Genomic DNA, 23,098 nt, shown 5'->3' with positions numbered 1-23,098 from the left:
TTACAATTAAGAACGCGAACGCTCGTACAGACGCGCCCGCTCCGGTAGTTGATACCGGGACTTACCTCAACAGTGAATCGTCGTCCTGAATGGTGACGACAACGCGGCTTATTGCGCTCGAAGCCGGTCCGCTCTGCCCCAACTCGATGGCAAACGATTCGTTGTCTTCCGTAACGGTATCTTGCACAAGCGGAATCAGCAAGCGCGCGCTACGTTGTCCGGGGCCAAAGGTCACGAATCGCCGGCCCGGGATGAAATAGTCTTCGCCTTCAGTTGCCGTGATATCGCGAATTTCGTAACGAGCAGACAGCGAACTTTGGTCAGGATTTAGCCTTTCCACATCGATCAGCACAGCGGGATCCCGTTCGCTGACCACGACACTACTCGTTGCAAACGCAACCGTATTGACCGCGTAGGCTTCTTCATAACGGCGTTGATCATCATCCAGCAGTCTCAACTCAACCCGCCCGAGCGTCGACTCCGGATTGTAATAGTCACGTAGCAGCAGATTGACCTGCCGGTCTGATTCACGAAGGTCATCAGGTCTCGGTTGAATGGTAACGGACGCCTGCCGCTGTTCCGGATCGAAGTTGACGATACCGTCACCTGACATGGAAAACTCTCCGTCTTCCAGGGGTGAACGAGACCCGCTGAAACCCACTTCGTCGATACGCACGAGCAAGGCTTCTGACAGGCCGAACCAGCGGTAGAGTTCAAGGACTACCTCACCGCCGTCCTCAGCAATGTTCAGCACCAACGCCTCACTGCTTTCGCCTGGCGCGGCAAGCACCAGGCTATTGCCGCCATTCGCTGCCGGTGTCGGTGCCTCCTCAGCGACGCCCTCGGTCGGGAAGTCGGCCAAAGCCACTTCGTCCGCCTGAGCCGAATGATCAGTCGGCCCGTTTCCTGCCGGCAACGCTTCTGCCAATGGCGCAGCGGCAGAACTTGCAGTATCGGCATCCGTGCCCGACAAGACACCATTGTTTGTTTCGTTAGCAGCGTTCGTCTCCGCGACCGGGCGGGAACCTGTACTGTCCGGCAGTGAGGATTCCCGGATCGGCGTATTGTCCGGGGACGGCACGCCGCTCGCGACAGGTTCCTGAGGTGACGACTCCGGTGCGGTAGCCTGCTGGAATTTCACTGCAGATGGCAACCAGTCAAGAGCCGCGGCCCGCCAATCAGGGCGAACAGCCAGCGCCAATCCGCCCACGATCAGAGCCATGAAAACGGCGTAAGGCCATCGAGTCCGGGAGGTCTCGAACCGCCGTTCAACAAATGCATCGACCGGGATTCTCAGCTCGTCTGCCGGACTAAATTCCACGGTCGAACTCTCGGCCGTAAGTTCATTAACGAACTCAAGCGGTGACCGCTGTCGTGCCACGCGCGAATAGGCGAGTCCCTTACGCAGTGCTTTCCATTGACTGTCGTTCAAGCCTTGCGGTCGTTGCGGGTCCATCCCTGCCTCTGCCGCTTCCGCTGCGTTCCGCGGACCAAAAACCCGATGACCCGCGATGAGGCGGTACGCAAGGCAGGCCAGTGAAAATACGTCGTCAGCAGCAGTTGGTTCATCGCCGGTCAATACCTGCATGCTCGAGTAGGCTGGGGTAGCCGCCCGAAGTACGTCCGGGTTCGGGGTATTGGCGCCGCGCCGACGTTGTTGCACGCGTGCAATGCCGAAATCAACCAGTTTCACCGACCCGTCCGGCAACAGCATGATATTGCCGGGCTTCACGTCCGCGTGAATAACGCCACAACGATGCGCAAAGTCCAGTGCACCACCGATCTGTTTGATTATTTCGAACGCCCGCGGAATGTCTGCTTTCAGATTGCCGCTGTCCAAAGCATTGGCAAGCGATTCACCTTCGAGCCATTCCATAACGAGGAAGTACAGATCGTCTTCGCGATCCAGATCGATGAAGCGGACGATATGTGGATGATTGAGACAACGCCCCTTCGCCGCTTCCTGCTGCAATGCCCGCAATGCATCAGGATTCCCGGACAAATGCGGCGACAGAACCTTGATGGCTACAGCGGCGTCGCTACCATCAACGTCTGCGAGGTGCCGGTCGAACGCTTTGTAAACAACGCCCATGCTTCCAGCCGCAACGTTGTCATGCAGCAGGTAGCGATCACGTAGCACAGAGCCAGCCTGCAACCGTTGGTCGGGTTCGGTTACAACAGTCGACGGCTTTTCCAGAACCATTGTGCGGCTGAAATCGTCATCGGCGTCGTGACCTCCAGCCAGTGGCGAGGTCCCGTCCGTTGTATCGCCAGGCATCTTTTCGGGCTCCGTCTTGAGATCTTCGGTCACGCCTGTCTCCAGAAACGCCATGCACAGTCAAACAGCAATTCTCGCTGCCAGATGCAGCTAATGACCATGTTAGCGCGATCTCGCCGCGAGTCTGTGGGAACTGGCCAGCAAATCTGTCGGCCCGATGTGCAACGATGTCAAAGTACTTTCCCTGGGTTCATAATGTTGCGGGGGTCGAGTGCCGCTTTGATTGTGCGCATCAAAGCAATTTCCGTCCCGTGCCTATAGTGTGCCAGCGTTTCTCGCTTGAGCACTCCAACGCCATGCTCCGCACTGAAACTGCCGTCGAATTCTGCTACCACGTCATAAACGACACCGGCCATCGCGGTACGTTCAGCGTAAAACTGTTCGGCCGTCCAGCTGACCGGCTGAGAAACATTGAAGTGCACATTGCCATCGCCTACGTGACCAAAGGCCATCACCCTCGAACCGGGGCAGAATTGCTCAACGGCTGAAGTGGCACTCTCGATAAAACGCCCGACAACGCCGACTGGTACGGAAACGTCATGCTTGAGGCTGGCGCCTTCGTACTTCTGCGCCTCTGATATTGAATGACGCAAGTGCCAAAAGCCGTTTCGCTCGGCTTCATTCTTCGCTATCGCGGCGTCGGTAATGAGGTCCATCTCAAATGTCCGCATCACTTCGTCCTCGAATTCGCTCCCGTCATCAACCACGGCCGATTCAAGCAGAACGTACCAGGGTGAGCTGTTCTCAAAGGGCATGCGAACATTTTCCATGTGCTTCTCGGCCAAGCCAGCCGCAGGCGCTGATATCAATTCAAAAGCCAGTAACTGATCGTGCAGCCGGCCTCGCAACTCGGCCAGCAAAGTCACAGATTGTTCGGCGCTGGTCAAAGCCAGCAGTGCGGTACCGCGCTGCCGTACCTTCGGAAACAGTCGCAAGCTCGCCGCTGTAATGACACCGAGGGTGCCTTCAGCACCGATGAACAGCTGTTTGAGGTCGTATCCTGCTGTGTCCTTGCGCAACGTACGCAGGCTGTTGAGCACCGTACCGTCGGCCAGCACCACTTCCAGTCCGAGCGCCTGCTCACGCGCTGTTCCGTAGCGCAGAACATTGACGCCGCCTGCATCGGTCGACAGATTGCCGCCGATCTGACAACTGCCCTCGGCCGCGAGACTGAGAGCGAACGTCCGATCGATATCGTCAGCCGCACGTTGCAGATCGGCGAGAACGCAGCCAGCCTCGGCAACCATCGAATAGTTTTCGGCAGAAATTGAGCGAATCCGGTTCATGCGACGCAACGACAGCAGGACTTGCGTGCCGCTCGCATCCGGAATCGCGCCACCACATAGCCCGGTATTGCCGCCCTGCGGCACCACACCCGTGCCACTGGCATGGCACTCAGCCAGAATACGCGAGACCTGTTCGGTGTTTTCCGGCATCAACATGACAGGCGTTGCGCCGCGCCAGCTGCCGCGCCATTCCTGAAGGTGCGGTTCGAGGTCCTCGGCGGCACTTATCCAGCCGTTCTCGCCAACAATCTGCTTCAGTCGTTCAGTTATCACACGTTCTCCAGTTCGGCATGTCTCTCGTACATTGCCCAGTCTATATTGCTGCCGCACAGCACTATTACCACGGGTCGGCCACGCACTTTTTTTAGCAGTGGCCCGAGTAGCGCTGCCGTACTCGCAGCGCAAGCAGCCTCCACTGCCACATTCATTTCATGGAAAATGAACCGCATCGCGCTGCGTAACTCATCGTCGCTAACGCGCACAAGTTGATCGGTGTGCGCGCAGCAGAGTGAATAGGAGTAAGGCAACGCAAACGGAGCCCCCAGACTGTCCGCAATGGTGCTGACCTTGTCTATTGCTTGCGGGCTGCCGCTGACGAAGCTGCGGTACATCGTATCAGCACCCTCCGGTTCAACGCCGTAGACCTGCACATCCGGTCGCATCAGTTTGACTGCAGACGCCACACCCGAGCACAAGCCGCCACCGCCAATTGGTACGATAACGGCCTCGAACTGATCCACCTGCTCGCAGATTTCCATGCCAAGCGTTGCCGTACCCAGCGACGTCCGTGGTCCTTCAAACGGGTGTACCAGGAAGCGGCCTTCGTCACGGACGATCTGATCCACAAGCGCGAATGCCTGGTGAGCATCGGGCGCTGTCATCACCTCAGCGCCGTAGTGGCGACACCGCGCAACGCGCGCCGCGCTTGCAGATGCAGGCATGACTACTTTCGCGGATATGCCCAGCTCGCTGGCCGCGTACGCCGTGGCGATGGCATGGTTTCCAGCACTGACGGTAACGACGCCGGCGGCGCGTTGGGCTGTGTCCATTTCGAGCATGACAGCCAAGGCACCGCGAGGCTTGAACGTCGATGTGCGTTGCAGGAATTCCAGCTTGGCATGAACTGGCGCGCCCGTCACCGCTTCCAGCGCAGGACAACGAACCACGGGTGTATTGACCAGCCAGCGCGCAAGCACCGTATGCAAGGCGCGAATTTCGGCAAGGCCGGATGACGGAACAGGCAAGTAATGACTCCGGAACAGGGAAACCCCGCCCGGATGATACCCTCCCAGGCCGCGACTGGCACCCGACATTGCGTTTCCGGACAGCCATCAATGCATGAAATTTTAAATACCTACGGCTGAATCTTAATAAAACTTGCACTGTGCAGCAGAGTTGATTAATTTCTTCGCAAAGTACCGGTGCCAAAAGCGATGCCAGGTGGGGACCTGCGGAGCGGCAACCGGTCATCGCCGCGCATTGAGTGTTGCGAACTGCGCAGGGGGACGTAGCTCACGCTGCCTGCTCCCCAGGATGGACCAAGTAAATGGACTATGATGATCTGTCGCCGTCAGGCATTCACCGGATCGCTGGATATTCGCCGTACCTCGACCAATTGGCCGGTTATGCCAGCAATATGGGGCTGCGGCAGCGCAGTAATCTGGTCCAGCTCGAACGCTCACTCAACGAACTCTGGGCATTGGGTCAAAACAGCATCCTTAGCTGGACACCATTGGATGACGGTTTGCTGGTACTTGTCGTGCCCCACTATGCCATCGCCGAATACATCGCAGGTATCCCCAGCAGCGGCAATGTAGCGCATAACGTTTCATCCAGATTCATCATCGAGCTCATATCCAACGAACGTGAGCTGACTTTGGCTCAAATGCAGAAAGTGGCAAAACTGATGAACGTCGAGCCGAAGCATCTCCGGCTGCGGCAGCCGCTAAGCAACCACCCGGTCGAAACCAAGATTATCGAAAAGATGATCCGCCGCTATGGCATTAACTTCGTCGCCAGCCGGGCTGTGACCCTGTTTGATATCGTCGGCTTCAGCCTGCTGACACCCTTCGAACAAATGACGCAACTCAACAGTCTTTCCTATTCATTAAATTCCGCTCACGCAAAAATGCTTGAGCAGGACGTGAAAATTAATTTCGCACGCTCGACAACGGGCGATGGGTTCTACATCTGGAACAGGGACAATGGACTTGAAGCCAATGTGAATCTCTATCACTTTATGCACATTGTCCTCGCCGACAATGCCATTGCCCGCAGCAAGTCCGCGTCAAAAATCGTACCCAGACTTCGCGCGTGTTTTCACGTTGGCAGTTGCTACGAGTTCCATCAGGCGGAAGGCCTGAACCCGACGATTCACGACTTTATCGTCGGTGATGTCACGATTGACCTGGCCCGTATGATCGATGCCGCCTCGCCAGGGCAAATCCTTGTTGGTGACTTCCATGCCGAACTGATCGGCGATATCAACGATCATGAGCAATCGCAAGTTCACCTTGATGCCGCCGCTTTTCTCGAGCGGGCACAAGGCAATTTGTCCAAACTCAGCGGCCTCGTGCTCTCCGGCGAAAAAGTCACGGCCATCAAGTGCTACCTGACCGGCGAACGACTGGAGAGCGGCGATTTTGATATTCGCAAGCTGGAAATTCGTGACAAGCACGGCCTGACACGAACAGCCTACAACGCGAAGGTCAACATCTACCGCGAACTCGCCGAACCAATACTACTCGGGATAGAAGACCGCAAATTGAAACTCGAACACTGTGCCGAGGCCGCGCCTGCTTTCTAGGTCATCGACTGCACCTGCCCGAAACCGGCGACAAAAAAAACGCCTGACTACAACCGTAACAGGCGCTTCCTTACTTCTAATTGGTCGGGGCGAGAAGATTCGAACTTCCGACCCCCACAACCCCATTGTGGTGCGCTACCAGGCTGCGCTACGCCCCGACCGAAACTGGCATACCTCTATAGAGGCCGGCAATAATACGTGCCAGCCCAGTGAGATTAAAGGCTCTTGTCAGCGGCGAAGAATCTTAAGAACTTGTTCAAGTTCTACGCGCAACTGCTTGATTATTTGTTGACTTTGACTTACGTCTGTCTTCGCCTGATCACCCATCAAACGTTGCCGGGCACCGCCGATGGTAAAGCCATCTTCGTACAGCAAGGCACGAATCTGGCGAATGATCAGTACGTCCTGACGCTGGTAATAACGTCGATTGCCACGACGCTTCACCGGCTTCAGTTGTGGAAATTCCTGTTCCCAGTAGCGAAGCACGTGTGGCTTCACAGCACAAAGGTCGCTCACTTCACCGATAGTGAAGTAGCGCTTACCAGGAATTGGTGGTAGTTCGTCGTTATTCCCCGGTTCCAGCATAGGCCTCTACTCGGGCTTTTAGTTTTTGTCCAGGCCGAAAGGTCACCACACGGCGCGCCGTGATGGGTATTTCCTCTCCAGTTTTTGGATTCCTGCCTGGACGTTCATTTTTATCCCGAAGATCAAAATTTCCGAAGCCCGAAAGTTTGACCTGCTCGCCAACGGCAAGCGATGCTCGCAGTTCCTCGAAATACAGATCAACCAGTTCACGTGCTTCACGTTTGTTGAGCCCTAATTCATTGAACAACGATTCCGCCATGTCGGCTTTTGTCAGTGCCATAGGGTTATTCTCTCAGTTCCGCGCCGAATTCTTGTTGCAGTTTAGTGACCGCTGCGGCCGTTACAGAATCAGCATCAGCGTCAGTAAGGGTGCGGGATGTTTCCTGTAAAATCAAGCCTAAAGCTACGCTTTTTAGCCCAGCTTCTATGCCGGGGCCGCGATACACATCGAAGATTCGAACGTCCTGAACCAGGGCAGGAGCAGCGGCCGCAATCGCGGCCCTGATTTGCGCAGCCGAAACCTGTTCGGGCACCACAATGGCGAGATCACGGCGGATAGCCGGATAACGAGAAACGGCTGCGGCGGCCGGTAAATGCGCGGCAAACACTGCATCAGCATCCAGCTCAAACGCATACACTTCTTTCTTAATGCCAAAGTGCTTCGCAACAGCCGGGTGAACCTTGCCGAGCACGCCGACCTGCATACCGTTACGCACAATGGCGCACGACTGCCCCGGTTGCAGTGCAGGATGCTCCAGCACGTCAAACGTGAAACCGCTGCGATCGCCGGTTGTCGCGATTAATGCTTCGACGTCACCTTTAATAGCAAAAAAATCAACGACTTGCGGCTTACTACTCCACTGCTCGGGAAGTAACGCGCCGAGCACAAGACCGGAGACACGTTGAACTTCCCGCGTGTCGTCCAGCGTTCCGTGATAAGACTTACCAATCTCAAATAGCCGAACCCGATCCTGTTGCCGCGCAAGATTGTTAGCCGCTGCCTGTAACATGCCGATCCACAGAGAACCGCGCATGACTGACATTGCCGACGAAATCGGGTTACTAAGAACCAATGGCGACACATGGCCGGTCACCCGTTGATCCGATTCCGCGTCAACGAAACTCCAGGTAATGACCTCTTGATAATCACGAGCTACCAAAACATCAGCAACACGATCCGTTTTGATTTGCGATTCACTGACCGGCCGCAACGGTGTCGTCGTAATGGCCGTTGATTCATCGATGCGGTCGTAACCGTACACGCGCGCAACCTCTTCGATGAGGTCTTCCTCAATGACTATGTCAAATCGAAAACTGGGGGCCGTGACCGTCCAGCCGGCGTCCGTCTCTGCAACGGTCAGGTGCAGACCTCGCAAGATCTGAGTGACTACGTCGTCGTCCAGCTTCACACCCAATAGCTTGTGCAGTCGTGCTCTACGCAAGGTTACTTCGGGTCGCATTGGCAGCAAGTCACGTTGAACGTGATCCTGTGCGGGTCCCGCGGCGCCGCCGGCAATGGCCAGTAACAATTCAGTAGCACGCTCTATTGCGCGTGGTGGCAGTTCAGGATCTACGCCACGCTCAAACCGCATAGAGGCATCAGTGTGCATCCCGTAGCTGCGCGCTCGTCCGGCCATGACATCCTGTGGCCAGAATGCGGCTTCAAAAAATACGTTTGCCGTGCTGTCTGTCACGGCCGTGCTGAGTCCGCCCATGATGCCAGCCAGACCAATCGGACCGGAATCATCAGTTACTACAACCGTGTCTGAATTCAGGGTGATTTCACGATCATCAAGCAAGACCAGGCGCTCGCCGGACTTCGCATAACGGGGCTTGATGGCTCCCTGCAACTTGTCCAGGTCGTAGGCATGCAACGGCTGACCGAATTCCAGCATGACGTAGTTAGTGATATCGACCACTGGATGGATCGCGCGAATACCACTCTTGCGTAAACGCTCTGTCAGCCACAATGGCGACTTGGCGCCTGTATCGATACCGCGAATCGCACGCCCGGCAAACCGAGGGCACGCATCGGGCTCAATCTGTTCAACAGGGTGGCCAATGTCACTGGAAGCCGTACTGTTAACAATCGCTGGCCCCAGCAGTGCCGTATTGCTTTGCGCTGACAGGTCTCGTGCGAGACCAAGGACGCTGAAGCAATCGCCGCGGTTCGGTGTAAGGTCTACATCGAACACCGCGTCCGGCAACCCAAGGTACTCGTTAAGGGACTGCCCTACGGTCGCGTCAGCGGGCAATTCAATAATGCCATCCGACTCATCGCCCAGTCCCAGTTCAATTGCCGAACACAACATACCCATTGATTCGACGCCGCGAATCTTCGCCTTTCGTAGCTTTACGCCATTGGGCAATTTTGTACCGGGACTGGCAAGCGGACTCTTGATTCCGGCGCGGGCATTAGGTGCACCGCAAACGATTTGTACTGAAGTTCCGGTGCCGACGGAGACGGTACACACCCGCAATCGATCGGCGTCCGGATGCGGTACAGCCTCTAGAACCTCTGCCACAATCACACCGTCCAGGCCCTGCCCTTCAATTGTCAGGCTGTCGAGTTCATGGCCCGCCATGGTCAGGCGCTCACCAATACCCTTGGCATCGATATCCGGATTAACCCACTCCCGTAACCAGCTTTCTGCAAACTTCATCGTGTGGAGTCCCGAACTAGCTGAACTGACGCAGGAAGCGCAAGTCGTTGTCGAAAAACGTGCGTAGATCGGTTACGCCGTAGCGCAGCATGGCGAGCCGTTCGATGCCCATACCAAACGCGTAACCGGTGAATTCTTCGGCATCGATACCGGCAGCGGTCAACACCTTCGGGTGCACCATTCCGCAGCCGAGGATCTCGAGCCATTTGTCTTCACCCCACATCACATCGACTTCGGCAGAAGGCTCTGTAAACGGGAAGTACGACGGGCGGAAACGGAGTTCAGCATCACGCTCGAAGAAGCATTCGACGAACTGATGCAAGACCGCCTTCAAGTTAGCGAAACTGATACCGCGGTCAACCACCAGGCCTTCGACCTGATGAAACATTGGTGTGTGGGTCTGATCAGAATCGCAGCGATAGACGCGACCCGGCGCAATGATACGGATCGGAACACCCTCTTCCACCATTGAGCGTATCTGTACGGGCGAGGTATGCGTACGCAGCAATTTTCCACCCGGAAAATAGAACGTGTCGTGCATCGCGCGTGCCGGGTGATTTTCGGGAATATTCAGCGCTGTAAAATTGTGGAAATCATCTTCGATCTCCGGCCCCGACCGCACTTCAAAGCCTGCATTACCGAAGATGGCTTCGATCCGTGCCATGGCCCGGGATACCGGATGCCGTCCACCAATCCCCAGCCCCTGACCGGGCAAGGTTACGTCGACCGCATCCGCCTGCAACCGGGCCTCAAGCGCCGCTTGCTCCAACGCATCGCGCTGAGCATTGATTGCCTGAACCAGGGTCTGCTTGGCGGCATTGATCGCCTGACCGGCTGCCGGGCGTTCATCAGCGGACACCTGACCCAATGCTTTGAGCCTTGAAGTCAGCTCACCCTTCTTGCCCAGGTAAGTGACGCGAACCATATCCAAAGCAGACAGGTCCGCGGCAGCCGCGATTTCTTTCGCCGCTGCCGCGAGCAACTCATCAAGTGTTTGCACTGACCTGACTACTTAGGTCAGGCAATCAGGAATCGGCAAGTGCGGCTTTAGCTTGCTCCGCAATTGCACCGAATGCCTCCAGATCGTGCACCGCGATATCGGCCAGCACCTTTCGGTCAATATCCACTTCCGCACGACTCAAACCATTGATCAGGCGGCTGTAGGACAAACCGTGAATGCGGGCGGCGGCGTTGATACGCGCGATCCACAATGCACGGAACTGACGTTTACGTTGACGACGGTCGCGGTACTCGTACTGACCGGCTTTGATGACAGCCTGTTTGGCTGTCTTGAATAACTTACTGCGAGCGCCGTAATAGCCCTTGGCTTTGCCAAGTACCTTTTTATGACGCGCTTTGGCGGTTACGCCACGTTTAACTCTTGCCATGACTCAATCGCTCCTCAGCTATACGGCAGCATGCGACGCACGCTTTTAACGTCGCACTCAGCAACCTGCAGGGTCAAACCCAACTGGCGCTTACGCTTCGACTTCTTTTTCGTAAGGATGTGATTGAGATGGGACTGAGCGCGCTTGAAGCCACCCTTGCCCGTCCGGCGGAAGCGCTTGGCCGCGCCCCGGTTCGTCTTCATCTTTGACATTGTCATTTCCTGTTTTCTAGCCCTGCAACGTACGTCACCGCAACATGCGATGCGCCGCGACAGGCGGGGTTCAGGCAGTGACCCGTTAGCCAGGTTTACCCGTACTCACTTTTCTTTTGTTGAACTTCTTGTACTTACTTTTTCTTCGGTGACATCACCATGATCATCTGCCGTCCTTCCATCTGCGGCATCTGCTCAACGACACTCAGTTCTTTCAGGTCATCTCTGACCCTGGCAAGCAGTTTGGCACCCAATTCCTGATGCGCCATCTCGCGGCCTCTGAACCTCAAAGTGACTTTAGTCTTGTCGCCGTTCTCGAGGAACGTCGTCAGCTTCTTCAGCTTGATCTTGTAGTCACCTTCGTCCGTGCCAGGACGAAATTTGATTTCCTTAACATGGACCTGCTTTTGCTTGCGTTTCGCCGTTTGCGCCTTTTTATTCAGCTCAAACAGGTACTTGCCAAAGTCCATCACCCGGCATACGGGCGGTTTCGCTGTGGGAGAGACCTCTACAAGATCCAATCCCTGTTCTTTCGCGATTACCAGCGCTTCTCTCAAAGGCATTACACCGGCTTGTTCACCATCCTGATCAATTACCCGAACTTCCGATGCCTCGATTTCTTCATTGCGCCTGACGCGCTTAGTGGCTGCGATAAGCCGATCCTCCCAAATACCATGAATGTCTCCGCCTGCAACCGGTCTACTACCGGCACCCGCAAGACGGGGACGCGAATTTTATAGCCGCCGTGAGTACGACACAAGCGCCAAAGGGCCTGAATAGCAACAAATTCAGGCCTGATACGCAAGTTTGACGGTTTTTTGTCGCAGATCTACAACAAGCCACCGGGTCTGGTGGGCGATGGTGGTCTCGAACCACCGACCTCCACGATGTCAACGTGGCGCTCTACCCCTGAGCTAATCGCCCGCACGGTGTGCGGTGGGTCCCGCAAAACGGCGCCCAAGATACTCAAGGAGCTGATCCTTAGCAAGCACTGTCGGCGCCTTTTTGGCAGAAATTTGAAACTAGCCTACCAGTCGGTCAGAAAGCCCGAGCGCCGCTTCGCGCAACGCATGAATTTCGTCCCGCAAACGAGCGGCTTCTTCGAATTCGAGCTCGCGGGCGTGTTTCAGCATGCGCTTTTCCAGCTTCTGCGCTTTTTGCAGCAATTGTTCGGGCGCCATCGTGGCGTAAGAGGCTGAATCCTCAGCCGCACGTTTGCGGCCGCGAACCGGCCCGGATTGCCCCGATTCCATAATGTCGGCCACGCTCTTGATAATGCTGGCCGGCACAATCCCGTGAAGCGTATTGTGCGCGACCTGGCGTTCCCGTCGCCGGTTAGTTTCGCCGATCGCTCGTTCCATGGATCCGGTCATGCGATCAGCATACAGAATTGCCTTGCCGTTCAGATTGCGCGCAGCCCGCCCGATCGTCTGAATCAGAGAGCGCTCAGAACGAAGGAAGCCTTCCTTGTCCGCGTCGAGAATCGCTACCAGCGACACCTCCGGCATATCCAGCCCCTCACGCAGCAGGTTGATGCCGATCAATACGTCGAAAGCCCCCAAGCGCAGATCGCGGATGATTTCCATCCTTTCAACGGTACCGATGTCTGAATGCAAATAGCGCACACTCACGCCGTGCTCTTGTACGTACTCGGTCAGATCTTCTGCCATTCGCTTGGTTAGCGTAGTAATCAGGACACGTTCACCGGCTGCCGTGCGCAGGCGTATCTCACTCAAAACGTTGTCAACCTGAGTGAGCGCCGGCCGTACTTCAACCTCCGGGTCAATCAGGCCGGTCGGCCTGACCAGTTGTTCCACAATATTGTCCGACCGCTCGCGTTCATAGTCGCCCGGTGTCGCTGACACGTACACGGTCTGCGGCGACAAGCCTTCAAACTCGTCAAAACGCAGTGGGCGGTTGTCGAGTGCGGATGGCAACCGGAACCCAAACTCGACCAGCGTTTCTTTGCGAGACCGGTCACCTTTGTACATCCCACCCAGCTGCGGAACCGTAACGTGGCTCTCGTCGACAATCAGCAACGCATTGGTCGGCAAGTAATCGAAGAGACACGGTGGCGGCTCGCCGGGTTCGCGGCCAGACAAATAGCGTGAATAATTTTCAATGCCCTGACAGTAGCCCAGCTCCTTAATCATCTCCATGTCAAACTTGGTGCGCTGTTCCAGCCGCTGTGCTTCGAGCAATTTCTCGTGCTTGCGCAGATATTCAAGCCGCGGGCCTAGCTCGGCTTCGATCTTCTCGACCGCCGCCATCATTTTCTCGCGCGGCGTTACGTAGTGAGATTTCGGAAATACCGTCAGCCTGGGCACCCGGCGCACAACCTCACCCGTTAACGGGTCAAAGTAGGACAATGCCTCGATCTCGTCATCGAACAGTTCGATGCGTACTGCGTCGCGCTCAGATTCCGCCGGAAAGATGTCGATCACATCACCGCGTACACGGTAAGTACCCTGAGACAGTTCGAGTTCGTTCCTGGTGTATTGCATCTCGGCCAATCGACTCAGGATGCTGCGCTGCTCCACTGTTTCACCACGGGCCAGATGCAACACCATACTGAAATAGGCTTCCGGATCGCCAAGGCCGTAAATAGCCGAAACGGTGGCAACAATGATCGTATCGGGACGCTCGATAAGTGCTTTCGTTGCCGACAGCCGCATCTGTTCAATGTGCTGGTTGATGGACGCGTCTTTTTCGATATACGTATCCGAGCTGGCGACGTACGCTTCAGGCTGATAGTAGTCGTAGTACGAAACGAAATACTCGACAGAATTGCGCGGAAAATATTCACGCATCTCGCCATACAACTGTGCTGCCAGGGTTTTGTTCGGCGCCAGAATAATGGCCGGCCTCTGGACCTCAGCAATAACACTGGCCATCGTAAAGGTCTTGCCGGAACCCGTAACGCCCAGCAACGTTTGGCGTGCCAGTCCATCCCGCAGCCCGCTCACCAGACCACTGATCGCAGCCTCCTGATCGCCCGCAGGACTGTACTTGGAAACGAGTTCTAGCCGGTTACGTTCAGTGTCTGTCATTATCTTGGGCGCCTCGCAAGAATCACGTACTATTGCGGCGGCTTTATAGGAGAAAAGCGAGTGAGTCTAACAGTTTCGGAACGAATGAGTCGCGTGATGCCATCAGCCACCAGTGCGGTGCTCGGCCTCGCAGCCCGCCTCCGTGAAGAAGGCAAGAATGTCATCAGTCTCGGTGCCGGTGAACCCGATTTCGATACACCTCTGCACATCAAAGAGGCGGCAATTCGCGCCATACACGACGGACAGACCAAATACACAGCCATCGACGGCACTACGAGCCTGAAGCAGGCGGTTCAGCGCAAGTTCGAACGTGACAACGGACTCGACTACGAACTGGATCAAATTCTGGTTTCAGTCGGTGCAAAGCACACGTTGTTCAACCTCTGTATGGGCGTCCTGAGTGCCGGTGACGAAGCCATCATTCCCGCACCGGCATGGGTTTCGTACCCCGACATGGTTCGGGTAGCAGACGGCGTGCCCGTTTCCATCAAGACCGGTATCGATAGCGACTTCAAGATCCTGCCGGAACAGCTGGAGGCCGCGATTACAAAGCGCACACGCTTGTTGTTTCTCAACAGCCCGTCAAACCCAAGTGGCAGCTGCTACACCCGCAAGGAACTGGAAGCGCTGGGTGCTGTGCTCCTGCGTCACCCCAATATCGTCGTTGCTGCCGATGACATTTACGAGCATATTCATTGGGGCGCCGAACCTTTTTGCAGCCTGGTAACTGCCGTACCGGAACTAAAGAACCAGGTTGTCACGATCAATGGCGTATCCAAGTGCTACGCCATGACCGGCTGGCGAATTGGCTACGCGGGAGGTCCGACAGAGGTCATCAAGGCGATGAAGACCATCCAGAGCCAGTGCACCTCTAATCCGTGCAGTATTTCGCAAGTGGCGGCCACAGCCGCGCTGGATGGAGATCAGGCCTGCATCGCTGAAATGAATGCCGCCTACAAGGCGCGCAGCGACTACATCGTCGATGCTCTGAACAGCATTCCGGGCTTCGAATGCCGACGCGGTGAGGGAGCGTTTTACGCCTACCCTCGGGTAACCGGCGCCTTGGAAGCCCGCGGGCTGAAAGACGATTTCGAGCTGGTCGAACTCCTGTTGCAGGAGGCGGTGGTGGTCATGGTGCCCGGCAGCCCGTTCGGCACACCAGGTTACGTACGGCTCTCTTTCGCCTGTTCAATCGAGGACTTACGGGAGTCAGTCCGACGAATTCGCAGTGTTCTGGCCTGACCTCGACCCGTAACCTTGACTTGCGCATAGGTCTGAACGAGAATGCCGCCCCTGCGTGTCTAGGCCCGCAACAATTCCTCGGTAGCTCAGTTGGTAGAGCGATTGACTGTTAATCAATTGGTCGCTGGTTCGAGTCCGGCCCGGGGAGCCAAATATGAAAAGGGGTACCCATTGGGTGCCCCTTTTTTTTCGCGTCCGCTGACGGACCGAACTCACCAGCGCGGGTTCTGCGACTGGTTTCGGCAGTCGGACTAAAGATCAATCGGCACCATTCCGTTTACATTATTCTACCGCGCGGGCCGATTGGGTTCGAGTCCGGCCCGGGGAGCCAAGTATGAAAAGGGGTACCCATTGGGTGCCCCTTTTTTTTCGCGTCCGCTGACGGACCGAACTCACCAGCGCGGGTTCTGCGACTGGTTTCGGCAGTCGGACTAAAGATCAATCGGCACCATTCCGTTTACATTATTCTACCGCGCGGGCCGATTGGGTTCGAGTCCGGCCCGGGGAGCCAAATATGAAAAGGGGTACCCATTGGGTGCCCCTTTTTTTTCGCGTCCGCTGACGGACCGAACCCACCAGCGCGGGTTCTGCGACTGGTTTCGGCAGTCGGACTAAAGATCAATCGGCACCATTCCGTTTACATTATTTTACCGCGCGGGCCAATTGGGTTCGAGTCCGGCCCGGGGAGCCAAGTATGAAAAGGGGTACCCATTGGGTCTCCCTTTATAGTCGTTTTTGGTGTGCGCCTTACGGTCCGAGCAACAGAAACAGCCCTACCGTGATCATTACCGCAGCGGCGACCAAGCTGATGACCCGGTCGAACTTGCGGTTCTGCCAACGTATCGCTTCGCTGGACAGGAAGGCATAGCCGAGCTTTGCACCGCCCACCGCCCCTGCCGTGATTATTAAGACTATTCCGATATCAGTCACCGTCATTTCCGACAGATCAACGAACGCAGGAAAGAACACCAAATAGAAAAAAATTGCTTTTTGGTCAGCCAGAGTCAGCAGCAAGCCGGCCATGAAACTGGCCGTGATGGAAGACGACGCCTGAGTCCCTGTGCTCTCGGAGACTGCCCCGGAGTGCAAGGTCCGAACCCCAAGCCAGATCAGATAAGCGGCCCCCAGGTAATGCAGCAGAACCGGTACGATTTCTACGGTTTCTGCGATCGCGACCAATCCCAGAATAGCAATCAGGATAAAAATGATATCGCCTGTGACCACACCCAATGCGGTGGCAGCACCGTGCAGAAAACCGAATGAAGCCGACCGCGCACAAACTGTCAGCACACTTAAGCTCGGCACCAATGCAAGTATCAGCATCGCAGCAAACAACGCGGCGCAGGCACTAAGGGTGAGTGAGATTTCCATGCATTAATACTGGCACAGGGATCAACGCGGATGAACTTGAAACCAACGGATGTCGTAGCCCCAACGATCTGCTAGTCCTGCGAGCGCCGCAGCCACGGCACACGTTGGGCCGCCATAAAATCACACAGTCGGCGGTGGCTGGCGCGTTTCAATCAGCGATTTAACCGGCCAACAGCCACCCTGATTAAACTACCGCTTGTTCTCTGTTCCGGACTATGGCGTGCAGATGCGCTGTCAATCGGCTTGTGACTCGAACCGCAGGACTCGTTCTAACCCAGGTCCAGCGAGCGCAAATGTTCCTTGAAGCCATCACGCAATTGTTCATGGGCCAACGCAAACGCCACGGTCGCTTTCAGGTAGCCCAACTTGCTGCCGCAATCAAATCGCTCACCTGTGAATGAGAGCGCGTGTACCGGCAATTCACCCAACAGGTCGGAGATTGCATCAGTGAGCTGAATCTCGCCCCCTGCGCCCCGCCCGGTTGTCTCAAGCTTGTCGAATATTCTTGGGTCCAACAAATAGCGTCCAACCACCGCCATGTTTGAAGGAGCCGACTCCGGCTTCGGTTTTTCAACAATGCGCGTAATTCGATTGTCATCATCATTGTCGATAGCGACGATGCCGTAACTGGAGGTCTGCTGCGGCGGCACTTCTTCCACCGCAATCACGCTGCCGCCGTGGCGGCCGTATTCGCCGGCCATTTGCGACAGGCAACCCGGCTCGCCGCGGATCAAGTCGTCCGCGAGATGTACGAAGAACGGCTCATCACCGACGGCACTGCGTGCACAAAGGACCGCGTGCCCCAAGCCAAGCGGTTCGCCCTGACGAATGTAAATACAGGAAACGCCTTTAGGCACGATATTCTGAATTAGGGCCAACAAGTCATCCTTGCCGGATTCGATCAGCGCCCGTTCCAGCTCAGCGTCCATATCGAAGTGATCTTCGATCGCCCGCTTAGAGCTCCCTGTTACGAATATCAGTCGAGTTGCCCCGGCAGCAACCGCTTCTTCAACCGCATACTGGATTAAGGGCTTGTCGACGATGGGCAGCATTTCCTTCGGGCTAGCCTTGGTAGCTGGCAGGAAACGGGTTCCCCGACCGGCAACGGGGAATACAGCGGCTCGAATAGGTTTAGACAACAGGGCTCTCCAGCTTTAGACGTCAGCGGCATGATACCCAAGACAGCGTGCTCACGATAACGGCGCAGTTCTCAAAAAGTACGACCCAGACTCAAGCACCATTCCCGCTGCGCCACTACAGCCGCAGCGGGAATGATAAGCGCTATTTGCGCGATTTGTTCGCACCACCATCGAGCAGTATATCGGCCCGATTGATTTCTACGGTTCGCTCGCCGATGCCCTTCACCAGCACCAGGTCATCAGCGGTTTTAAAAGGCCCGTTCTGAGCCCTCCAGGCAACGATAGCCTGAGCTTTGGTCATGCCAATACCGCGCAATTCAGCTGAAATGGTTTCGGCATCCGCCGTATTCACATTAACCGGCCCGGCAAAAACGAGCATTGGCATCAGTGCAATGCCCAGCGAGACCAGGCAATGATGAGTGATTTTTCTCATGTCGAACTCCTGCAAGAGTGGAAGACAACCAGCGGGCCGAGGATTCCCCGGCAGCCGACCTGGTGATCGAAGCTTAATTACAGGAGGTGTGGTTTGCCGCGTCCGAAACTTGGCACAACGCCTTAAAACGTTCTAGGCAGGTGCTGCGCTTCGTTGCAGAAGAGTGTCAAACTGAACCCGGGTGAACGGCCGTTGCGTTTCCCAGTTCTTGCAACTGGGGCATTGCCAAAGTAAGCGTTGACTGGAGAAGCCGCATTCATGGCACTGATAACGTGGAGTGGACGCAGCCATCTTGCTAAGCGCTGCTCGCACCCGGTCCAGCGCCATTTTCCTGGCGCCGTCATCACCGGCTGCGAACTGGCGCAGATCGACAAACTCGAGCAAGGTAGGCTCATTCAACATGTAGTGCTCGACGCAATCGTCGATTACGGCAATGCCGCCGATGTTGTTGACGATCGCAGTGTAGGCAATGTCCTTACCGGTTTCCGGGTACTTCTCAAGCATAGCCTGCAACGTTTTTTGCAGTTGGTCGATCGTTCTTTCTTCGCTGTGAATATCCACCATTCGCGGCAGCGCCTCGGTGATCAGGTAATTACTCTCGTCCATTACCCGATGGTAGAGTTTTAGCGCCAGACTAAAGTCGCCGGTTTCCCGTGCAATATCAGCCCGGGTCAATGCGCCTCGAAACGTTCTTGGTCGCCCGCTCTGCGCTTTCTTCACAAAGGCCCGTGCAGCAGGATAATCCTTGGCCAACGCCGACTTTTCTGCCAACTCACAATAGTAGTGAGCAATCTGCAATGCGAGGGAACGGCCGCTGAGGGTTTCCAGTTTTTGACTGCAATCGATCGCGCGTTGCCATTCGCGTTCTTGCTCGTAAATTCGACAAAGCCGCTCCAGAGCTTCCACCTGGTGTCGCGAGCCTTGGGCGAGACGCACAAACATTTTCTCAGCTCGATCGAGTAACCCGGCCCGTAAGTAATCTTTCGCGAGGGAAAATAGCGCCAAATCTCGCTGCTCAGCCGCAAGATCCGGTCGAGCAATGATGTTCTGATGAATTCGGATCGCCCGATCAACTTCACCTCGACGCCGAAAAAGGCTGCCCAAGGCAAAGTGAGTTTCGATGGTCTTGTCGTCAACCCGCACCATCTTGAGGAAATGTTCCAACGCCTGATCGGTCTGCTCATTCAGCAGAAAATTCAGGCCTTTCAGGTAATCGGTATTGAGTGGCGGCGCGACTTCATCCTGCTCATCCCGCTCTCCAAACCGGCCCAGCGTCCAACCTGCTGCGACCAGCAACAGGAACAGTCCCGCCAGTAAGAAAGTCGATTCAGTCGGCATCGGCGATCGGCATGCTGCGCAAGCGGCTGACTTCGGACTCTGTCTTGCGTAACTCGCTACGCAGACGTCGTCGGTCATTCACCAGTCGCATAATAAAGAGACAAGTGCACAACAGGCCAAAGACCCAGCCCGCAACAAATGTCAGCGAAATCGCCAAAACGATTGACGGCTCAACAACGCCGAAAGCGAGATCCAGGGGTAATTGACCGGGGTTGCGGTCGGTAAACACCACCATGACGGCGAATATGACCAAGACAACAATGATTACCGCGATTTTTTTGAACATGCGCCCGCTCCCGCCGTTGGCTGGCGGCTCCTATGCGATTCGCACAGTGTATTGGTTTCGTTGATCGATGGTAAGCCGCACGACGCAAGTAAAATGCCGCGAGGTGAATCAATCAGGACTTGATTGGAAACTCGCGACTCTCATTGACCCGCTCACGCAAGTCCTTGCCGGGTTTAAAGTGAGGTACGTACTTGCCCGACAAAGCGACAGCTTCGCCGGTCTTGGGGTTGCGACCGATGCGTGGCGGGCGGAAATGCAGCGAGAAGCTGCCGAAACCACGAATCTCTATCCGCTGGCCGGTTGCCAGGGAGTCGCTCATCAAATCGAGCAGGTGCTTGACGGCCAATTCAACATCCTTGGCAGGCAAGTGCTTTTGCTTCTTCGAGATAATTTCGATCAGTTCAGACTTTGTCATAACACGCTTCGCTTGATTCCCGGTGTCGTTCCGCCTAAGCCGCCGATTATAAAGGAAATATGGCCCGGACCGTGAGGCCCGGGCCAAACTTTTTTCTTAATTGCTCTCGCCGGACATCTTTTCCTTGAGAAGCTCGCCCAGTGTGGTACCGGTCGGGGCACTGCCCGAGTCGGAGTTGTAGCTACTGAGCGCCTCGGCTTCCTCATGAACTTCCTTGGCTTTGATCGACAGAGCAACGCTGCGATTTTTGCGATCCACATTCGTGAACTTCGCTTCAATCTCATCGCCTATCTTGATCATCGTGCGGGCGTCTTCTACCCGGCCACGGGCCAATTCAGAGGACCGCAAGGAACCGGTAACGCCGTCACCCAGATCAACGATTACATAGCGTGCGTCCACTTCCGTGACCGTACCCTTAACAACCGTGTTCTTCGGATGATCAGCAAGCCAGGCCGAGAACGGGTCTTTGTCCAGCTGCTTGATACCAAGCGAGATGCGCTCACGCTCTGCATCAATTGCGAGCACAGCTGCTTCGATCTCCTGCCCTTTCTTGTAGTTATGCACGGCTTCTTCGCCGGTCATATCCCAGGAAATATCGGACAAGTGAACGAGACCGTCGATGCCGCCGTCCAGACCGATGAAGATACCGAAATCGGTAATCGACTTGATCTGGCCGCTGACCTTGTCGCCGCGATTAATGGTCGCTGCAAACTCTGCCCACGGATTCGACTGACACTGCTTGATACCCAGTGATATGCGGCGGCGCTCTTCATCAATCTCAAGCACCATCACTTCAACATCGTCACCGATGTTCACAACCTTGGACGGATTGACGTTCTTGTTGGTCCAATCCATTTCCGAGACATGCACAAGGCCTTCAACGCCTTCTTCGATTTCAACGAAGCAGCCGTAGTCAGCAATGTTGGTTACCTTGCCGAACAGACGTGTCTGCGGCGGGTAACGACGTGCGAGGTCATGCCACGGATCGTCGCCAAGCTGCTTGATACCGAGTGATACGCGTTGACGTTCACGATCAAATTTCAGGATCTTGACGTCGATTTCATCACCAACATTGACGACTTCCGACGGATGCTTGACCCGCTTCCAGGCCATATCGGTAATGTGCAGCAGGCCATCGATGCCGCCGAGATCGACGAATGCACCGTAGTCGGTCAGGTTCTTGACGATACCCTTGACGACATTGCCTTCCTGCAAGGATTCCAGCAGCGCTTCGCGCTCTGCGCTGTATTCCTGTTCGACAACTGCGCGACGCGATACAACAACGTTGTTACGACGCTGATCGAGCTTGATAACCTTGAATTCAAGGCTCTTGCCTTCGAGGTAAGCAGGGTCACGTACGGGACGTACATCCACAAGCGAACCAGGCAAGAATGCACGAACGTTGTCGATTTCAACGGTGAAGCCGCCTTTTACGCGACCATTGATAATTCCGATGACAACTTCATTTTTCTCAAACGCTTTTTCGAGCTGCGTCCAGGTACGGGCACGGATAGCTTTCTCGCGCGAGAGTTTGGTTTCGCCAAAGCCGTCTTCAACAGCGTCAAGTGCAACCTCAATCTCATCGCCGACGTTAACGTCGGTTTCGCCTTTATCATTGCGAAATTGTTCGATGGGAATAACGGCCTCGGATTTGAGACCTGCACTGACGATGACGACGTCATTATTAATATCAACGACGGTACCTGTGATGATGGCACCTGGCTTTATATGTTGACTGGCAAAACTCTGTTCAAATAACTCAGCAAAACTTTCAGACATTAGAATAAACCAGAGAATCGTTAACCGACCCTCAACCCAATCGCCCAGCTACTTCCATTAGCCGACGGTTACTTTAAGAAATGACACGACGATCCTGTCGTGTCGATGTACTACCGGGTTTGCTAACCAGACTCGCTGGTCAGACTTACTTCGCGAGCTGCTCTTGCCGCGCCCAAGCCAGAATCTGATCGCTGACTTCGCTAATCGTCAGGTCACTGGAATCCAGTATTCGGGCATCGTCTGCGGGTCGCAACGGGGCCACCGATCGCTCGGAATCCCGCCTGTCGCGGTCCTCAATGTCCCGCGAAAGGGCGGCAAGGCTAACACCAAGTCCCTTTTCTTTCAACTGCTTATAGCGTCTGCTCGCCCGCTCATGAGCGCTGGCCGTGAGATAAACTTTAAGCCCTGCGTCCGGGAACACGACGGTCCCCATGTCCCGGCCATCCGCGACCAAACCCGGCGGGGCCTGAAAGCTGCGCTGTCTCTCCAGCAAAGCCTCGCGTACCGCCGGCAGAACCGCGACTGCCGAAGCCCGGAGACCACACTCCTCCGTGCGGATATCAAGGGTGACGTCCTTGTTCTCCAGCAGGACCTGCTCACTGCCGTCGGTCCTGACTCCGAACACCACAGGCAGCGCCGCCGCCAGCTTCGTCAGACCAGGCTCGTTCCCAACGTCAACACTAGCCTGTAACGAAGCCAGCGCTACCAACCGGTACAACGCGCCGCTGTCTAACAGTCGCCAACCAAGGGTTTGTGCAACTCGTCTGGCGACCGTGCCCTTACCCGAACCACTCGGTCCGTCGATCGCAATTACTGGCGCCATTGCA

General features: G+C 55.7%; 21 protein-coding genes and 3 tRNA genes. 3 read left to right on the top strand and 21 right to left on the bottom strand.

Annotation, left to right across the window (positions count from 1 at the left end; all coding sequences use genetic code 11):
• Positions 1–61 precede the first annotated feature (61 nt).
• From AC0L8N_RS17340 to AC0L8N_RS17330, 3 genes are all read right to left on the bottom strand, one after another.
• On the bottom strand, positions 62–2,311 hold the full coding sequence (locus AC0L8N_RS17340; protein WP_473669433.1) for a protein kinase domain-containing protein: 2,250 nt from the start codon (positions 2,309–2,311) through the stop codon (positions 62–64).
• A 137-nt stretch (positions 2,312–2,448) separates the two neighbouring features.
• On the bottom strand, positions 2,449–3,837 hold the full coding sequence (locus AC0L8N_RS17335) for an FAD-binding oxidoreductase (RefSeq protein WP_473669431.1): 1,389 nt from the start codon (positions 3,835–3,837) through the stop codon (positions 2,449–2,451).
• Positions 3,834–4,877: a threonine ammonia-lyase gene (locus AC0L8N_RS17330; protein WP_473669429.1), complete on the bottom strand. Its 1,044-nt coding sequence runs from the start codon at positions 4,875–4,877 to the stop codon at positions 3,834–3,836. The genes AC0L8N_RS17335 and AC0L8N_RS17330 overlap by 4 nt, the downstream gene beginning before the upstream one ends.
• Positions 4,878–5,110: 233 nt before the next feature.
• Here AC0L8N_RS17330 and AC0L8N_RS17325 point away from each other — a divergent pair, with 233 nt between their 5' ends.
• Positions 5,111–6,370 (top strand): hypothetical protein, encoded by a 1,260-nt coding sequence (locus tag AC0L8N_RS17325; protein ID WP_473669427.1) that lies wholly within the window; start codon positions 5,111–5,113, stop codon positions 6,368–6,370.
• Between the two features lie 81 nt (positions 6,371–6,451).
• On the opposite strand, the gene AC0L8N_RS17320 is transcribed toward AC0L8N_RS17325, so the two are convergent.
• The 10 genes from AC0L8N_RS17320 to uvrB form a co-directional block, all read right to left on the bottom strand.
• Positions 6,452–6,528, bottom strand: a tRNA-Pro gene (locus AC0L8N_RS17320).
• A gap of 70 nt (positions 6,529–6,598) precedes the next feature.
• Positions 6,599–6,955, bottom strand: a complete 357-nt coding sequence (locus AC0L8N_RS17315; RefSeq protein WP_068615791.1) for a MerR family transcriptional regulator — start codon at positions 6,953–6,955, stop codon at positions 6,599–6,601.
• Complete coding sequence (gene ihfA, locus AC0L8N_RS17310) at positions 6,936–7,235, bottom strand: integration host factor subunit alpha (protein ID WP_068615793.1); 300 nt, start codon at positions 7,233–7,235, stop codon at positions 6,936–6,938. The genes AC0L8N_RS17315 and ihfA overlap by 20 nt, the downstream gene beginning before the upstream one ends.
• A gap of 4 nt (positions 7,236–7,239) precedes the next feature.
• Positions 7,240–9,618, bottom strand: a complete 2,379-nt coding sequence (gene pheT / locus AC0L8N_RS17305) for a phenylalanine--tRNA ligase subunit beta (RefSeq protein ID WP_473669424.1) — start codon at positions 9,616–9,618, stop codon at positions 7,240–7,242.
• Between the two features lie 16 nt (positions 9,619–9,634).
• Entirely contained in the window at positions 9,635–10,618 is a 984-nt protein-coding gene (gene pheS / locus AC0L8N_RS17300; RefSeq protein ID WP_473669422.1) for a phenylalanine--tRNA ligase subunit alpha, read from the bottom strand.
• Between the two features lie 25 nt (positions 10,619–10,643).
• Entirely contained in the window at positions 10,644–11,006 is a 363-nt protein-coding gene (rplT, locus tag AC0L8N_RS17295) for a 50S ribosomal protein L20 (protein ID WP_068615799.1), read from the bottom strand.
• Positions 11,007–11,020: 14 nt separating this feature from the next.
• The gene (gene rpmI, locus AC0L8N_RS17290; RefSeq protein ID WP_068615801.1) at positions 11,021–11,218 is read right to left on the bottom strand and encodes a 50S ribosomal protein L35; all 198 of its coding nucleotides are present in this window, start codon (positions 11,216–11,218) and stop codon (positions 11,021–11,023) included.
• 134 nt (positions 11,219–11,352) lie between these two features.
• Positions 11,353–11,889 (bottom strand): translation initiation factor IF-3, encoded by a 537-nt coding sequence (gene infC / locus AC0L8N_RS17285; RefSeq protein ID WP_473670223.1) that lies wholly within the window; start codon positions 11,887–11,889, stop codon positions 11,353–11,355.
• 178 nt (positions 11,890–12,067) lie between these two features.
• Positions 12,068–12,142: transfer RNA gene (locus AC0L8N_RS17280), tRNA-Val, on the bottom strand.
• A 98-nt stretch (positions 12,143–12,240) separates the two neighbouring features.
• A complete protein-coding gene (gene uvrB / locus AC0L8N_RS17275; protein ID WP_473669419.1) occupies positions 12,241–14,268 on the bottom strand; it encodes an excinuclease ABC subunit UvrB in 2,028 nt (675 codons plus the stop codon).
• A 60-nt stretch (positions 14,269–14,328) separates the two neighbouring features.
• Here uvrB and AC0L8N_RS17270 point away from each other — a divergent pair, with 60 nt between their 5' ends.
• Together AC0L8N_RS17270 and AC0L8N_RS17265 are read left to right on the top strand one after the other, a co-directional pair.
• Positions 14,329–15,510 (top strand): pyridoxal phosphate-dependent aminotransferase, encoded by a 1,182-nt coding sequence (locus AC0L8N_RS17270; protein WP_473669417.1) that lies wholly within the window; start codon positions 14,329–14,331, stop codon positions 15,508–15,510.
• A gap of 75 nt (positions 15,511–15,585) precedes the next feature.
• Positions 15,586–15,661, top strand: a tRNA-Asn gene (locus tag AC0L8N_RS17265).
• 596 nt (positions 15,662–16,257) lie between these two features.
• Here AC0L8N_RS17265 and AC0L8N_RS17260 read toward each other — a convergent pair.
• The 8 genes from AC0L8N_RS17260 to cmk form a co-directional block, all read right to left on the bottom strand.
• Complete coding sequence (locus tag AC0L8N_RS17260; RefSeq protein WP_473669415.1) at positions 16,258–16,881, bottom strand: LysE family translocator; 624 nt, start codon at positions 16,879–16,881, stop codon at positions 16,258–16,260.
• 269 nt (positions 16,882–17,150) lie between these two features.
• Positions 17,151–18,020 carry a UTP--glucose-1-phosphate uridylyltransferase GalU gene (gene galU, locus AC0L8N_RS17255; RefSeq protein ID WP_473669413.1) on the bottom strand — a complete coding sequence of 290 codons (870 nt, stop codon included), beginning with the start codon at positions 18,018–18,020 and terminating at the stop codon, positions 17,151–17,153.
• Positions 18,021–18,162: 142 nt separating this feature from the next.
• A complete protein-coding gene (locus AC0L8N_RS17250; RefSeq protein WP_473669411.1) occupies positions 18,163–18,453 on the bottom strand; it encodes a ComEA family DNA-binding protein in 291 nt (96 codons plus the stop codon).
• 132 nt (positions 18,454–18,585) lie between these two features.
• Positions 18,586–19,791, bottom strand: coding sequence for a lipopolysaccharide assembly protein LapB (gene lapB / locus AC0L8N_RS17245; protein ID WP_473669410.1), 1,206 nt, complete (start codon positions 19,789–19,791; stop codon positions 18,586–18,588).
• Positions 19,781–20,077, bottom strand: a complete 297-nt coding sequence (locus tag AC0L8N_RS17240) for a lipopolysaccharide assembly protein LapA domain-containing protein (RefSeq protein WP_473669408.1) — start codon at positions 20,075–20,077, stop codon at positions 19,781–19,783. The genes lapB and AC0L8N_RS17240 overlap by 11 nt, the downstream gene beginning before the upstream one ends.
• Positions 20,078–20,189: 112 nt before the next feature.
• Complete coding sequence (locus AC0L8N_RS17235; protein WP_068615817.1) at positions 20,190–20,492, bottom strand: integration host factor subunit beta; 303 nt, start codon at positions 20,490–20,492, stop codon at positions 20,190–20,192.
• A 96-nt stretch (positions 20,493–20,588) separates the two neighbouring features.
• Positions 20,589–22,271 carry a 30S ribosomal protein S1 gene (gene rpsA / locus AC0L8N_RS17230; protein ID WP_068615819.1) on the bottom strand — a complete coding sequence of 561 codons (1,683 nt, stop codon included), beginning with the start codon at positions 22,269–22,271 and terminating at the stop codon, positions 20,589–20,591.
• A 145-nt stretch (positions 22,272–22,416) separates the two neighbouring features.
• On the bottom strand, positions 22,417–23,094 hold the full coding sequence (cmk, locus tag AC0L8N_RS17225; protein WP_473669405.1) for a (d)CMP kinase: 678 nt from the start codon (positions 23,092–23,094) through the stop codon (positions 22,417–22,419).
• Positions 23,095–23,098: the final 4 nt, after the last annotated feature.

This window comes from Woeseia sp. D3-10 (assembly GCF_055809415.1).
This window is presented reverse-complemented; position numbering and strand designations above follow the sequence as displayed.

What these genes read in the sequence shown, in the direction of transcription:
- rpmI (WP_068615801.1), bottom strand. Translation starts at nt 11,218, where the DNA reads ATGTCAAAGATGAAGACGAACCGGGGCGCGGCCAAGCGCTTCCGCCGG.
- AC0L8N_RS17325 (WP_473669427.1), top strand. Translation starts at nt 5,111, where the DNA reads ATGGACTATGATGATCTGTCGCCGTCAGGCATTCACCGGATCGCTGGA.
- AC0L8N_RS17240 (WP_473669408.1), bottom strand. Translation starts at nt 20,077, where the DNA reads ATGTTCAAAAAAATCGCGGTAATCATTGTTGTCTTGGTCATATTCGCC.
- uvrB (WP_473669419.1), bottom strand. Translation starts at nt 14,268, where the DNA reads ATGACAGACACTGAACGTAACCGGCTAGAACTCGTTTCCAAGTACAGT.
- pheT (WP_473669424.1), bottom strand. Translation starts at nt 9,618, where the DNA reads ATGAAGTTTGCAGAAAGCTGGTTACGGGAGTGGGTTAATCCGGATATC.
- rplT (WP_068615799.1), bottom strand. Translation starts at nt 11,006, where the DNA reads ATGGCAAGAGTTAAACGTGGCGTAACCGCCAAAGCGCGTCATAAAAAG.
- ihfA (WP_068615793.1), bottom strand. Translation starts at nt 7,235, where the DNA reads ATGGCACTGACAAAAGCCGACATGGCGGAATCGTTGTTCAATGAATTA.
- AC0L8N_RS17260 (WP_473669415.1), bottom strand. Translation starts at nt 16,881, where the DNA reads ATGGAAATCTCACTCACCCTTAGTGCCTGCGCCGCGTTGTTTGCTGCG.
- cmk (WP_473669405.1), bottom strand. Translation starts at nt 23,094, where the DNA reads ATGGCGCCAGTAATTGCGATCGACGGACCGAGTGGTTCGGGTAAGGGC.
- lapB (WP_473669410.1), bottom strand. Translation starts at nt 19,791, where the DNA reads ATGCCGACTGAATCGACTTTCTTACTGGCGGGACTGTTCCTGTTGCTG.
- rpsA (WP_068615819.1), bottom strand. Translation starts at nt 22,271, where the DNA reads ATGTCTGAAAGTTTTGCTGAGTTATTTGAACAGAGTTTTGCCAGTCAA.
- AC0L8N_RS17315 (WP_068615791.1), bottom strand. Translation starts at nt 6,955, where the DNA reads ATGCTGGAACCGGGGAATAACGACGAACTACCACCAATTCCTGGTAAG.
- AC0L8N_RS17235 (WP_068615817.1), bottom strand. Translation starts at nt 20,492, where the DNA reads ATGACAAAGTCTGAACTGATCGAAATTATCTCGAAGAAGCAAAAGCAC.
- AC0L8N_RS17250 (WP_473669411.1), bottom strand. Translation starts at nt 18,453, where the DNA reads ATGAGAAAAATCACTCATCATTGCCTGGTCTCGCTGGGCATTGCACTG.
- AC0L8N_RS17330 (WP_473669429.1), bottom strand. Translation starts at nt 4,877, where the DNA reads ATGTCGGGTGCCAGTCGCGGCCTGGGAGGGTATCATCCGGGCGGGGTT.